General features: G+C 60.6%; 13 protein-coding genes. 7 read left to right on the forward strand and 6 right to left on the reverse strand.

Features of this window, described 5'->3' with window-relative positions; genetic code table 11:
• Positions 1-15: 15 nt before the first annotated feature.
• The gene (tssA, locus tag AB4P96_RS18705) at positions 16-1,599 is read right to left on the reverse strand and encodes a type VI secretion system protein TssA (protein WP_395600988.1); all 1,584 of its coding nucleotides are present in this window, start codon (positions 1,597-1,599) and stop codon (positions 16-18) included.
• 479 nt (positions 1,600-2,078) lie between these two features.
• On the opposite strand from tssA, the gene AB4P96_RS18710 reads away from it, so the two are divergent.
• The gene (locus AB4P96_RS18710) at positions 2,079-2,594 is read left to right on the forward strand and encodes an Hcp family type VI secretion system effector (RefSeq protein WP_017136833.1); all 516 of its coding nucleotides are present in this window, start codon (positions 2,079-2,081) and stop codon (positions 2,592-2,594) included.
• A 53-nt stretch (positions 2,595-2,647) separates the two neighbouring features.
• Here AB4P96_RS18710 and AB4P96_RS18715 read toward each other — a convergent pair whose 3' ends face one another.
• On the reverse strand, positions 2,648-3,469 hold the full coding sequence (locus tag AB4P96_RS18715; protein WP_170040061.1) for an aldo/keto reductase: 822 nt from the start codon (positions 3,467-3,469) through the stop codon (positions 2,648-2,650).
• A gap of 106 nt (positions 3,470-3,575) precedes the next feature.
• Between AB4P96_RS18715 and AB4P96_RS18720 the strand changes: the two genes are divergently transcribed.
• Positions 3,576-4,070, forward strand: coding sequence for a DUF1543 domain-containing protein (locus tag AB4P96_RS18720; protein ID WP_017136835.1), 495 nt, complete (start codon positions 3,576-3,578; stop codon positions 4,068-4,070).
• A gap of 4 nt (positions 4,071-4,074) precedes the next feature.
• Here the strand turns inward: AB4P96_RS18720 and AB4P96_RS18725 are convergent, their stop codons facing one another.
• Positions 4,075-4,620, reverse strand: coding sequence for a GNAT family N-acetyltransferase (locus AB4P96_RS18725; protein WP_177034415.1), 546 nt, complete (start codon positions 4,618-4,620; stop codon positions 4,075-4,077).
• Positions 4,621-4,742: 122 nt separating this feature from the next.
• Here AB4P96_RS18725 and AB4P96_RS18730 point away from each other — a divergent pair, with 122 nt between their 5' ends.
• On the forward strand, positions 4,743-5,420 hold the full coding sequence (locus tag AB4P96_RS18730; protein ID WP_017136837.1) for a bifunctional 2-polyprenyl-6-hydroxyphenol methylase/3-demethylubiquinol 3-O-methyltransferase UbiG: 678 nt from the start codon (positions 4,743-4,745) through the stop codon (positions 5,418-5,420).
• Between the two features lie 3 nt (positions 5,421-5,423).
• Here the strand turns inward: AB4P96_RS18730 and AB4P96_RS18735 are convergent, their stop codons facing one another.
• Positions 5,424-6,635 carry a YgcG family protein gene (locus tag AB4P96_RS18735; protein WP_099547814.1) on the reverse strand — a complete coding sequence of 404 codons (1,212 nt, stop codon included), beginning with the start codon at positions 6,633-6,635 and terminating at the stop codon, positions 5,424-5,426.
• Between the two features lie 127 nt (positions 6,636-6,762).
• Between AB4P96_RS18735 and AB4P96_RS18740 the strand changes: the two genes are divergently transcribed.
• Together AB4P96_RS18740 and AB4P96_RS18745 are read left to right on the forward strand one after the other, a co-directional pair.
• Positions 6,763-7,578, forward strand: coding sequence for an alpha/beta fold hydrolase (locus tag AB4P96_RS18740; protein ID WP_017136839.1), 816 nt, complete (start codon positions 6,763-6,765; stop codon positions 7,576-7,578).
• Positions 7,568-8,701 (forward strand): PAS domain-containing sensor histidine kinase, encoded by a 1,134-nt coding sequence (locus AB4P96_RS18745; RefSeq protein ID WP_099547813.1) that lies wholly within the window; start codon positions 7,568-7,570, stop codon positions 8,699-8,701. Before AB4P96_RS18740 ends, AB4P96_RS18745 begins: the two co-directional genes overlap by 11 nt.
• On the opposite strand, the gene dapF is transcribed toward AB4P96_RS18745, so the two are convergent.
• On the reverse strand, positions 8,698-9,501 hold the full coding sequence (dapF, locus tag AB4P96_RS18750; RefSeq protein ID WP_177034411.1) for a diaminopimelate epimerase: 804 nt from the start codon (positions 9,499-9,501) through the stop codon (positions 8,698-8,700). The two genes, AB4P96_RS18745 and dapF, sit on opposite strands and share 4 nt — an antisense overlap.
• Positions 9,502-9,605: 104 nt before the next feature.
• On the opposite strand from dapF, the gene AB4P96_RS18755 reads away from it, so the two are divergent.
• Positions 9,606-10,634, forward strand: coding sequence for an alginate lyase family protein (locus AB4P96_RS18755; RefSeq protein ID WP_395599923.1), 1,029 nt, complete (start codon positions 9,606-9,608; stop codon positions 10,632-10,634).
• Positions 10,635-10,676: 42 nt separating this feature from the next.
• Positions 10,677-11,237 (forward strand): AAA family ATPase, encoded by a 561-nt coding sequence (locus AB4P96_RS18760; protein WP_395599924.1) that lies wholly within the window; start codon positions 10,677-10,679, stop codon positions 11,235-11,237.
• Positions 11,238-11,390: 153 nt separating this feature from the next.
• Here the strand turns inward: AB4P96_RS18760 and AB4P96_RS18765 are convergent, their stop codons facing one another.
• A complete protein-coding gene (locus tag AB4P96_RS18765) occupies positions 11,391-12,974 on the reverse strand; it encodes a murein L,D-transpeptidase (RefSeq protein WP_176991904.1) in 1,584 nt (527 codons plus the stop codon).
• Positions 12,975-12,994: the final 20 nt, after the last annotated feature.

Raw genomic sequence — 12,994 nt, forward strand, 5'->3', positions numbered from 1 at the left:
AGGGGGTTCAAAAGCCTATTCAAGTACCGCTTCAACATCGAAGTGGCAGAGCCTTCGGTGGGTAGTTTCCTTACGCTCGCGTATGGCCTGGCTTTGCGGCAAAAGCTCGCAACAGCGATACAAAAGCTGCGCAACCTGCAGTGCCAGTTCCGGCTCCCAGCGATCCAGACCGGCGCGCTGAAGCTCGTGGTCCAAGTCTTCCAGCTGCACCTTCGCCAGCGCTTGCTTGCCTGCCGATACGCACAACCGCGCCAGTGCCAGACGCCAATGAAAACGCGCGCGCTCGCTGCGTGCGGTGTGCATGCCCTGCTTGAGTTCGCGTATTGCCTCCTTGAGCCCGTCCTTACGCAACCTGGGCATGACCTCTTGCAAGGCCGCTTCCCAGGGTTCGGCGTTGGCATCCACAACCACGCCGGACGGCGCAGGCGGCTGCAAGTGTCGAGCGACCTGAAGCGTGATCCAGTCCCGGGTGGCGGTATCGGCAAACGGCGCACCGTCGTGAAATTTGAATTCGGGCAGGTCTGGCAAACGTTTCAATAACAGCGCGAAGCTGACTTCCAGTTCGGTCATGGCCAGATCGGCCTGCAAGGCGTCAAGGCATTCCCAGACCATGCGCAAGCCGTCAAACCAGAACAACGCACCCGCCAGGCTGGCCTCAAGTTCAAGCAACAGGTCGCCGTAATGCCCTTGGGCAAAACGCTCCCGGTAGCGCTTGAGCTTGTCGGGCGTCGGGCCACGAAGCACCGTGAGCCGGTCACTGTCAGCGTCCGGGTAGGTGTTGAGTGCCAGCCAGGTCAGTGTCCGGTTAAGCCGCAAGGCGCGCAGGTCGGTCGCATCCTGGCGCAGCCACCAGTTGCACAAGTGCCGGCCATGTTCCTGTAAGGCGCGCAGTGATTTGTGGGCTTCTTTTTCACTGGCTATCGTCTGGTTACCCGTTTTGTCGTGACCCGTTGCCGACTCGGGGATCAGCAGCCGCGTCGTCGCCTGCTTGACCTGAGCAGTCACACGCGCCGAACCGGCTTCTGACAGCTCCACTTCTACGGCCTGCTCCAAGCGCTGCGTCAATTGCCTGCGCAGCGGCAATAACGTCGGTGCCTCATCACTCAAATGCGCAGACCAAAGCTCATCGAGGTGCGTCAGGTGCTCAAGCATGCGGCGAAACAATGGCTGCTGGTCCTTGAGCGAAAAGCTTTGTGCAAATACCTGCTCCAGGCGTAGCGCCAACCAGCCCAGTGCTGCGCCACGGGTACGTAATTTTGCCGGATAGACAACCGCCCAATGGTGCTCGCATAAATGACGTATCAACCCGAGGCCCGCCACCAGCCCCGGCAAGGATTCACGCTGGTACAGCGCCCAAGTCAACCAGGCCGCCACCCGCAGATCCTTGGTGTGCTGACGCAGCAGGCACTCGCTGATGTGCATGGCCTCCTGCCAGTCCGGCTGGGTGCTGACATGTATCGATTGCACTTTGCCAAGCTCGGACTCCAAGGCCTCATATTCACTTGAAAAGCGCATATCGCTGCCTGCAAAGTTACCCTGCGAACAGGGCGCCAAGGCAAGTTCAAGATAATATCCACACAAAGCGCCTGAATAATCCATTTTGGGCCGCACACCATTTAAAACAATTAAATTCTGCACACCTGAAGCACACTCAGGCGCAAAAAACACGATTATAAAAACCTCGCCACTCTCTCCACGAAGTTCGCAAACACTAGCCGGACAAATAACATCCGGCAAGTGTCAAATCGGCACTTAAGGATTTTCCTACAACCCCCTAAATCATTGGCGTGCGCACCATTTTGCGCAGCAAAACCAGCACGCCATGCTCAATTAACCCTCTCCTCCAATAAGCACACGAAAAAACTAGACGAGCAAATTAATGCACACTTCTGCGCAACTAATTTCATTTAAATCGGATTAAAACATCCACCTCCTTAATGAAATCAAGCTCAATAACAAGCAACCCCCTGCTTTTACTGGGCTTGTTAATTTCAGGCACGCTTCTTGTTATAGGAACTTGCCCAGCCGGCACAACTGCCGCTGGGCACTACTTCAACCATCAGGCAAGGAAACCCGTCATGCCAACACCCGCATACCTTTCGATCACCGGTGTCAAACAAGGACTGATTACGGCAGGCACGTTTACCCAGGACTCGGTAGGCAACATTTATCAGGAGGGCCACGAAGACCAGATCCTGGTCCAGGCTTTTTCGCATCAAGTGATCATTCCCCGTGACCCGCAATCCGGCCAGCCAACCGGCCAAAGGGTTCACAAACCGCTGATGATCAGCAAGGTCTTCGATAAATCATCGCCCCTGCTGTTCAGCGCCCTGACCAGTGGCGAAGAAGTCAAATGCCAACTGCAATGGTTCCGCACCTCCTCGGCCGGCACCCAGGAGCACTATTTCACCATCGAGCTTGAGGGTGCGACCATCGTGGACATCCAGTCACGCATGCCCAACTGCCAGGCACCGGAAAACGCGCACTTCACGCATTTGGAAGATGTGCATTTCACCTATCGCAAGATCATCTGGACGCACGAAGTGGCAGGTACTTCCGGCTCGGACGACTGGCGTAGCCCGGTCGCCGGCTAACCCTGGGTGACGCAGAAACGCCGGCCATGGACGGCAGCGTTTCTGCACGCTTGCTACACCATTGACAGGGGATGCTTGCGCTTGGGTGCACCGAACACGCGGTCGATCGCATCCAGATCGTGCTCATCCAGCACCAGTTTCGCGGCACTTGCGTTTAGCCGCACATGCTCGGGGCTCACCGCCTTGGGAATGGCAATCACACCCTCCTGACGCAGTACCCAGGCCAGGGCGATCTGTGCGGGTGTGGCCTCATGTCGGTGGGCAATTTGCTTGAGCGTCGGGCTGGACAGCAGTTCACCGCCCTGGGCGATTGGGCAGTACGCCATCAGTGGCAAATGGTGCTGTTGCCACCATGGCAACAGGTCGAACTCGATACCCCGCTCTTCGATGTTGTAGAGCACCTGGTTGGTGGCACACGCGGGGGATGCAAGTTCCTGCAGGTCGGCGACGTCGAAGTTGGAAACACCCCAACGACCGATCTTGCCTGCCTCGCGCAGACGTTCGAACGCTTCGACGGTTTCTTCGAGCGGGTACTGGCCGCGCCAGTGCAACAGGTACAGGTCGATATAATCAGTGCCCAGCCGCTGAAGGCTGGCGTCACAGGCACGCGGCACGCCCTTGTGGCTGGCATTGTGAGGGTAGATTTTACTGACCAGGAACACCTGGTCGCGCTTGCCACGAATGGCCTCGCCTACCACCTTTTCGGCGCCACCTTCGCCGTACATTTCAGCGGTGTCGATCAGGCTCATGCCCTCGTCGATACCCAATTGCAACGCGGCGACTTCAGCTTTGCGCAGGTCCGGGTTTTCACCCATGCGCCAGGTGCCTTGGCCGATGACAGGCACGGGAACACCGGCCAGATCAATGGTGCGCATAACAACCTCCTGATGAGTTGGCGAATTAACAGTGTGGCACTGACCGGACAAAAGGGTTCAATCGAAGTATGGTTAGCCTTTACCCAATCACCAGGCAGGACCTGTAATGCTGTTTGTTGTCATGCTCGGGGGCAAGCACCCAAGGGCCAAAATCGAAGTTCACGATGTGGTGTTCGCAGTGGCGGACACGCTGCAAGCCACCTACCCGCAATTGCGAGACGGCTGGTTCGGCAGCCCCAAGGGCATGCATATCGACGCCTGGATGGCCGTCGATGGCGTAGACGGCTGGAAAGTCGAACTCAGCCAAATGGCGCCGCCTGCAGGTGCCCATCACCTGTACTTCATCAACCTGGGTGGTTATGAAGCCAAGGTGTTCGGCGAGGCCCACCATTACTTACTGGTGGTGGCTCGCGACAAACAGGAAGCCAAGCGCAAAGGCCAGCAGCAGCTATTGCAGCACTGGTCGCAGGCCCATACCGATGGCGTGATGGATATTGACGACTGCCTGCCTATCGATCTGGTGGACGGTCGCTATGTTCACCTGGTGCCAGGCGCGCACCAGCCGATCATCCAACAGAACGACTACATCACCCTGCCCTGAGCCTTTATGTACAGGGCGCCAAGGTTTTGCCAAACAAACGATTGCCATGGGTTTCCCCTTGGAAGGTATAGGTCGGCGACCCCAGCACCGCGTAACCCCGTCGGGGGTAAAAACCCAGCGCGCGCTCATTGCCCACCCACACGGTTGCCCACACGAAAGACGCCCCGCCCAGCACCGCGCGCTGTTCTGCCGCCTGCAGCAACCGATAGCCAATTCCCTGGCCGGTAAATCGCTCCTGGATGTAGAGGCGCTGCAACTCGGCGGCATCTGAAGCTGTGATCATCGAATGAGTGGCGTGGAGTTTGATCTGGGCAAAGCCAACAAGGTGGCCATTCGACTCAGCCACCACCAGCGAGAGACCGGGTTGTATCAGCAGTTGGGTGATGGTCTGCGGCGCAAAGGCTTGCAGCGCCTCTCTGGCAATCGAGGCGCGGATACCTTGGGTCGCGTAAGTATCGAGAAACACCTGCATACCGAGCACGCCGATGCATAAGGCGTCCTCGGCAGTGGCATCCCGAACAGTAATGGGCGGCGGGTTGATAACAGGCATTGAGTCTCCGTACTCAAGGGGTGCAGGGATCAACGTTTTACCACGAATGCAGCCAACAGCAATTGCCTCTACCGATGGGCCGCAGTAGGGTTTACGCCTCGCCCAATCTGCAGGAGCCCGCCATGAGCTTTTTTTCCGACCCTGATGCCGTCGCCCGCTACGCCGAAGGCCCTGTGCGTCTGGTACCGGGCTTCGATGGCTTGCAACGGATGACCATCCTGCTGCTGCGTGAAACTGTTCCAGCGACCGGCAGCGTGTTGGTATTGGGCGCCGGGGGCGGCCTGGAGCTAAAACGGTTTGCCGACGCCGAGCCAGGCTGGCGCTTTACAGGCGTCGACCCGTCGGCCGAGATGCTGAAGTTGGCGCAGGCGACACTGGGCCCTTTAAATGAGCGCGTGCAGTTGCACGAGGGTTATATCGATACCGCCCCATTGGGTCCCTTTGACGGCGCCACCTGCTTGCTGACCTTGCACTTCATTCCAGAAGAGGAACGCCTGCAAACCCTCAAGGCCTTGTGGCAACGGTTGCTACCCGGAGCACCGCTGATCGTGGCGCACCACAGTTTCCCCCAGGCACCGCAGGAAAAAAGCCGCTGGTTGAAGCGTTACGCCGCGTTTGCGGTGGACTCGGGCGTGCCGGCCGAGGATGCAGAGCGCGCGATTACCGCGATCAGCGCCAAATTGCCGGTACTGTCACCCGCACAAGATGCAGCCTTGATGGTTGAAGCCGGGTTCGAAGGCGTGGAGCTGTTCTACGCCGGCTTCAGTTTCAAAGGATGGGTAGGTTATAAACCGCGCTAGCGCTTACCAACTACCAGATGCCCCACCGCCACCACTGGAACCACCGCCTCCGGACGAACTGCTGCTTGAACTGGAGCTTGAACCCGAGCTGCCTGAGCTTGAGCCAGACCCGCCGCCCGAACCCGAGCCGCCATCGGAAATACTCTGCAAAAACACTATAAACGCCACCACCGAAGCGGCGGGTATGGCGATGATCCAGCCTTGATAACCGTGCCCCAGCAGTAACCCGACTGCCACATACACCGCTACCACCGCCGCCACCCGCACGAAGAAGAAGCGCGGGCTATTCTTCCAGGATTGGTGGATAACGAAAAACAGTCCCATATACAACGCCAGCACCAACGCGCAGCCAAACGGCCACACCAGCCAATGGACGAAGTTGACGGCCACGAAATGGTCGACCACCAGCAGCCCGGCAACGTAGGCCAGCACCCCAATCACGCAATAAAACACGGTGCGCGCCAGCCATAAGGCGCCGAAAGTCGCGCCGCCAATCAGCAGGGTCAGCGGCAACACCAGCAGGTACATCGGCCAGTCGCGACCGCCCCCATACAGCGTCAACAGTACCGTAACCGCCACGGTGGCGATTAACGCCGGGCGCCACGGCAGCTTGCCGGCGGCGATCAGCACACCGCCGACGCCTCCCAAGATAAACGCCAACAGCACCGCAATGGCCTGCGGGTTGACCTCAGGCCCCACCGGCTTGGGCAGGTCGCCGCCGTCTACCAGCACGCCCAGGTCATCGACGGCCTGTTGAATCCCTCCCGCATAGTCACCCTGGCGAAACGCCGGGGTGATGTGCTCTTCGATGATGCGGTGGGCCAGCAGGTCGGTGACCGTGCCTTCCAGGCCGTAACCTACTTCGATACGCACGGTGTGGTCGTTTTTAGCCACTACCAGCAGGATGCCGTCATTGACGTCCTTGCGCCCCAGTTTCCAGGCACGGAACAGTTGGTTGGCAAAGTCTTCGATGGTTGCGCCGCCGGTGGTGGGCACCAGCAGCACGGCAACCTGGGCGCCCTTGCGTTGTTCGAGGGCGGCGAGTTGAGCCTTCAAGCGCTCGGTTGTGCCGTTATCCAACGTATTGGTGAGGTCGATCACCCGTTGATCGAGGGCGACCTTGATCGGCGAAGTGTCCGCCTGGGCACTGGTCAACAGGCCGATAAACACCAGCGCCAGCAGACTCAAGACGGATTGGCGCAAATACAGCCGCATGTTTTGTTACCTGAAGTTTCTTCGAGGAGGCGTCGACTTTACCTTATAGACGTATAACGCGTGACCCCACGCCCGCGACTATCTAAACTGCCCACACATATAGCAATGCGCCATAGCTGAGAACCCCATGAACCTAAAGCACCGCAACAACGTCAGTGTGATGGGCAACGGCACGGCGACCTTGGTGTTCTCCCACGGTTTCGGCTGCAACCAGGCCATGTGGAATTATATGACGCCGCACTTTACCGAGCGTTTTCGCGTCGTGATGTATGACTTGGTGGGGGCTGGCCTGTCGGACCTCAGCGCATTCGACAAGACCAAATATGCCGCGCTGGGCGGTTATGCCCGCGATTTAAACGAGATTATCGACGCTTTCGCCAGCGGCCCGGTGATCCTGGTCAGCCATTCGGTCAGCGCGATGATCGCCACCCTCGCCGACCGCCTGGCACCAGGCCGTATCGCCGCCCATGTGATGATCGGCCCGTCGCCACGCTATATCGACGACGTGGGCTACGTCGGCGGCTTCAAGCGCAGCGATATCGATGACCTGCTTGACACGCTCGACAGCAACTACCTGGGCTGGTCCAGCACCATGGCCCCCGTGATCATGGGCGCCCCCGAGCAACCGGCGTTGAGTGCCGAGCTGAGCGACAGTTTCTGCCGTACCGAACCGGACATCGCCAAGCAATTTGCGCGGGTGACCTTTATGTCGGACAACCGTAAGGACGTGATCGGCCTGACCACGCCCGTGCTGATCCTGCAATCACGTGACGACCTGATTGCACCCGTGGCGGTGGGCGAATACCTGCACAGCGTGCTGCCCAACAGCACCTATTGCCTGGTCGATAATGTCGGCCATTGCCCGCATATGAGCGCGCCCGAGGCCTGCACGAGGGCGATGGACAACTTCCTGGCGCCATGGGCCATGGCTGATGTCGGCTGATCTGTTCGACAGCGCCGCCTGTGCCCTGGCGGTGACGGCTGAAGACGGCACGATCCTGCGCGCCAACACGCTGCTCGGCCAATGGCTGGGGCTGCGCAGTGCCGAGCTGTGCGGGCGGCGGTTTCAGGATTTGCTGACCATGGGCGGGCGAATATTCCACCAGACCCACCTGACGCCGATGCTGCGCATGCGTGGCAGCGTCAGCGAAGTCAAACTCGACTTGGTGCACCACGACGGCCACAAAGTGACCGTACTGCTCAACGCCAGCGCCCGCGAACAGGCTGGCGCATTGGTACACGACCTGGCGCTGTTCGGCACCACCGACCGCGACAAGTACGAGCGCGAGCTGCTCAATGCGCGCAAGCTTGCCGAAGCCTTGTTGCAGGAACGCACCAGCACCGAATTGGCGCTGCATCAGGCCCAGGCGGAACTGAGCGAAGCCTATGCCATCGCCCAACGCCGCGCGTTGTTTGCCGAGCAGATGGTGGCGATCGTCAGCCATGACTTGAAAAACCCACTGACCGCCATCCGCATGGCCTCGGACATGCTTGCGCGCAGCGAGCGCACGCCCAGGGAGCACCAGTTGCTGGGCCATATCGGCCAGTCCTCCGAGCGCGCCCAGCGAATGATTGCCGACCTGCTGGATTTCACCCAGGCCCGGGTCGGCCACGGGATCAGCATCAAGACCACACCCCTGGACCTGCACGGCGTGATCCAGCACGCCGTGGATGAACTGCGCGTGGCCTTCCCCAAGGCCACATTAAAGCACCAGCCCGAAGGTATGGGCCAAGCGTGCCTGGATGCCGACCGGGTGCAGCAGATCATTGGTAACCTGGTGGCCAACAGCGTGGCCTATGGCGACTTGTTGATGCCAATTACCATCACCTCACGCTTGGGCGAAGGTGGCTGCCAAGTGGCCGTGCATAACCACGGTGCCGCGATCCCGCAAACGCTGCTGGCCGGGCTGTTCGAGCCCATGACCCGAGGCACCGACCAGGGCAGCGAGGTGCGTAGCGTGGGGTTGGGCCTGTATATCGTGCGTGAACTGGCCAGGGCGCACGGTGGAGACGTGGCGGTGAGTTCCTGCGTCAACGAGGGCACGACCTTTACCGTAACGCTTTAAAGCAGGTACGCCGTGCCCTGCATGACCGGCTGGACACGGCCGGTCAACACCACACCGCCCTGCCCGTCCCACTGCACAGTGACCGTGCCACCGTCGCATTGCACCTGAACCGTGGCGTCCAGCAACCCGCGCCGAATCCCATTGACCACCGCGCCACAGCAGCAGGAGCCGGAACCCAGCGGCACACCCCCGCCGCGCTCCCAGATACGCAGGCGGATGTGGCTGCGGTCCAGCACCTGCACAAAATGCACATTGGTGTTGGCCGGGAACAGCGGATGGGTTTCCAGCGCCGGGCCCACGGCCGCCACGTCGATGGTGCTGATGTCGTCGATAAAATACGTGCAATGCGGGTTACCCATGCTGCAGGCGGCAGGCGCGCCATCGATGGGCAAGATACGGGTGTCCAGCGCGTCAGCCAGTGGTACGCCAGACCAGTCCAGCGAGGGCGCGCCCATGTCCACCGACACTTGCTGGCCGGCGGCCCGCACGCACGTCAGCAAGCCTCGATCCGTGCGCAATACGATGGTGTCGCGACCGGTCTCATGCATCAAGCGGTCGGCCACGCCGCGGGTGGCGCTGCCGCAGGTTTGCAGCGGCGTACCGTTGGGGTTCCAGAACTTGATGCGGGCCAGGGCGTCTTCGCAGTCGAGCACCACCGCCAGTTGGTTGAAGCCGATACCGGTGTGGCGGTTGCCCAGTCGCCGGGCGACCTGCGCAGTGATCGGGTCGTCCAGGCCACGGCGGTCGATGATGATGAAATCGTCGCCATGGGCATGCATCTTCACAAAGGGCAAGGTCATGGGCGGTCCTCGGTCGAGATCAGCCTGCAAGCATACGGGAGTTTCATCCAAGCCGTTTCAGCCGCGTGCTAGCGTTGGCACATCCTTATCCAACAGAACCGTCCATGAACAAAACCACCCTTGCCTTTACCTTGCTGCTGGCCGCGTTGCCCGCCGTGGCGATGGCTGCAAGCCTTTGCCAGCCTGCGTCGGCAAACCCGGCAGCCCACGCGCTGCTGGCCGCCGCCCAACGGCATTTGGCCGACCAGCCTGCGCCGTTGCCGCAGGTGCACACCGAAGGCACCCTGCCGAACCATGGCATTCGCGAGCAAAGCCTGGTTGCCGAAAAGGACTGGCCGCTGATGCGCCAGGCGGCGCTGGCCTGGCGCATCAGCGGTGACCCGCGTTACCTCAGGCAAGTCGACGACTACCTCGCCGCCTGGGCCGATGTCTACCAGCCGGATTTCAACCCCATCGACGAAACCAATCTCGATATGCTGATCACGGCCTATGCGCTTACCGCCGACCACCTGCGCCTGGAAACCCGCGCCGCCAGCCGCCGTTTTATCAGCAAGCTGGGCAATGGCTACATCGCGCATATCGAACAATTCCACGGCCAGAAAAAAGGCACCCAGACCAATAACTGGCAGAGCCACCGCATCAAGTTGGTGACCCTCGCCGCCGCCGCACTCAACGACCAGGCCATGCTTGAGCACGCTCATCAACTGTTTAAACAGCAAGTGGCCGATAACATCCTGCCTGACGGCTCGGTCACCGACTTCCAGGACCGCGACGCCCTGCATTACGTGGTCTACGACCTTGAACCGCTGGTGCAGGCCGCACTGGCGGCCAAGTCCTACGGCGGCGACTGGCTGAACCTCAAGAGCAATGGTGCGTCGCTGGGCGCCGCCCTCGACTGGCTGGTGCCTTACGCCACTGGGCAACGCAGCCACCAGGAGTTCGTGCACACCCACGTTCAGTTCGACAAAGACCGTGCCACAGTAGGCGAAGCCGGTTACAGCGGCACCTGGGATGCCAAAAGCAGCGCGACGCTGTTCTGGCTGGCGGCGCAACTGGATAAACGCTACTTGCCCGTGGCCACGCAACTGGCGGCCCACCCGGCCGATTGGATCAGCGCCTGCTATTTGAAGTAAGCGCGGCTAGACTGGCCGGGCGCCCTATTCAAAGGATTGACCATGCTTATTGTATTCAGCGGCCTGCCCGGCACCGGCAAGACCACGATTGCCAGCGAACTGGCACGTCGGATAAACGCGGTTTACCTGCGTATTGATGTGATTGAGCAGGCGCTTCGGGATGCAAACGTACTGACCGGTGATGTGGGCGCCAGCGGTTATGGCGTGGCGAATGCGCTGGCATTGAGTAATTTGAGAATGGGGCAGACGGTGATTGCCGACTGTGTGAACCCGCTGAAGGAGAGCCGGGAGGCGTGGCAGGCCGTGGCGGCGACAGCGGGCGTCGAGATGCTTGATATTGAGGTGGTTTGCTCTGACCTGCTGGAACATCAGCGCCGGGTGGAGGGCCGCACGGGCGATATTGCCGGGTTGGTGCCGCCCTCCTGGCAGTCCGTTTCAGTACATGAATATCAGGCGTGGGCTGAGACGCCACTGACTGTCGACACTGCAAGTGTGACAGCCGCCGAGGCCGTCGAAGTGATCCTGGCACACATCACCCCTCTGGCGAGCGGGCTTACCGTGGCGAGCAGGCTTGCCCTGCGTTGGGCTGCGAAGCGGCCCTAATAATACAGTCACCGCGTTTTCTCAGAGACACATAAGCGTCTGGTTTTGGGACTGCTACGCAGCCCAACGCAGGGCAAGCCTGCTCGCCACAACAACCCCGTCTGCCACAACAAACCAGCTAGCCACAACAAGCCCGTCTGCCACAGTGAGTTTTTAGAGCACCGCTCCCATCGCCTTCACCAACACCGGGTCACGCGCATAAATATCCGGCGAGTACACCAACCCGCCTTGGCGATCGACTTCCACTGTCCAGTAACCCAACAGCACCGGCACCGGCGTGGCCAGCCTGAATTCATGGGTTGTGCCGGTGGCTAGCAATTCTTCGGTGCGCGTGCGTTCGGCCGGGGTTACCAGCAGGTCGCGCAGCATCATCGGCTGCTCAACCCGCACGCAGCCCGAACTGAATGCCCGTGGGCCTTTGGTAAACAGCGGCTGGCTCGGCGTGTCGTGCAAGTAAACGGAATAGGGGTTGGGAAAGCGCATCACGATGCGGCCCAGCGGGTTGCGCGGGCCGGCCTCCTGGCGCAGCAGAATGTTGCCGGGGTGCGACCAATCCACCTGGTCGGCCGTCAATGGGCGGCCCTGGGCGTCGAGCACTTGCAGGTTTTGCTGGCGCAGATATTCGGGGTTGAGGCGGATGGCCGGGAGTTTGTCCTCACGCATGATCGTCGGCGGGATGGTCCACGTGGGGTTGAGGGTAAGCCGGGTAATGCGCGACTTGAGCAGCGGCGTCTGGCGTTCGGCACGCCCCACTTGCAGGCGGGTTTGCCACACCGGGATGCCGCTCTGGTAAACACTCAATTGCGCAGCCGCGACGTTAACCACGACACCTTCGGGTTCCAGGTCCTGAGCCAGCCAACGAAAACGTTCGAGGTTGATGCGCAACTGATCGCGGCGCATCGCCGGGCTGATATTGAGTTCGGCCACAGTACCCGTGCCTATCACACCGTCGGCCTGCAACGAGTGGCTGAGCTGGAAGGCCTTGACCGCCTTGACCAACTCGTCACGGTACTGCCGGCTGTTGCCCGTCGGCGCCTTGGCGAGATAACCACCGCTATATAAGCGCCGCGCCAGGTCGGGCACGCGCGGGTCCTCCATGCCTGGCTTGAGCAGCGGCCCGGTGGCGACCGGGTCCCAATGGGGCAACGGCTGCAGGCGCACAGTGGCGTAGGTATTGCGCAAGCTGCGGTACAGGTCGGCACTGGGGCGCGCCTGATCAAAGGCTTGCGCCATGTCTTGCAGGCCGGTGGTGGCAAAAGCCAGCACTTGGGTATTGGGGTCGAGGGTGGGTGGCTGGGAATGCCAAAGCGGCTCGAAACGCGACTGTTGCAGGCGCCCGTAATGCAAATCCTGCAGGGCTTGCAGGTATTGCCGGCTGCTGCCGATATCGCTGCACAGCACGTTACCCGTGGCATCCACGGTAGGCAGGCTATAGTGGGTGGGGTCCAGGCCATCGTCGGCCAGCATCAGCAACTGAGATTGCAGAGTGTGGCGGCGCTCATCGGACCACAGCGTCACATTGCCCTGTTGCTGGTAGAACGCCTGCAAGCGCGCTTGGGTCGTTGCGTCTATCTGCGCGGCAAGGTTGGGGCAAACGCTGGGCAGTTCAGAAAGGGCCAACTGCACCGGGCTGGTCGAAACCACCGGCACAGCGTCCACCGGCAGCTCATCAGCTGTCGCGACCAGTGGTGCAACGAGCAGGCAAATGCTCAAGTAACATGCGTGTTTTTTGAACAATTGACTTAACTCCAATCCAC

Origin of the sequence: Pseudomonas sp. B19125 (assembly GCF_044218855.1) — a bacterium.
Lineage (GTDB): Bacteria > Pseudomonadota > Gammaproteobacteria > Pseudomonadales > Pseudomonadaceae > Aquipseudomonas > Aquipseudomonas edaphica.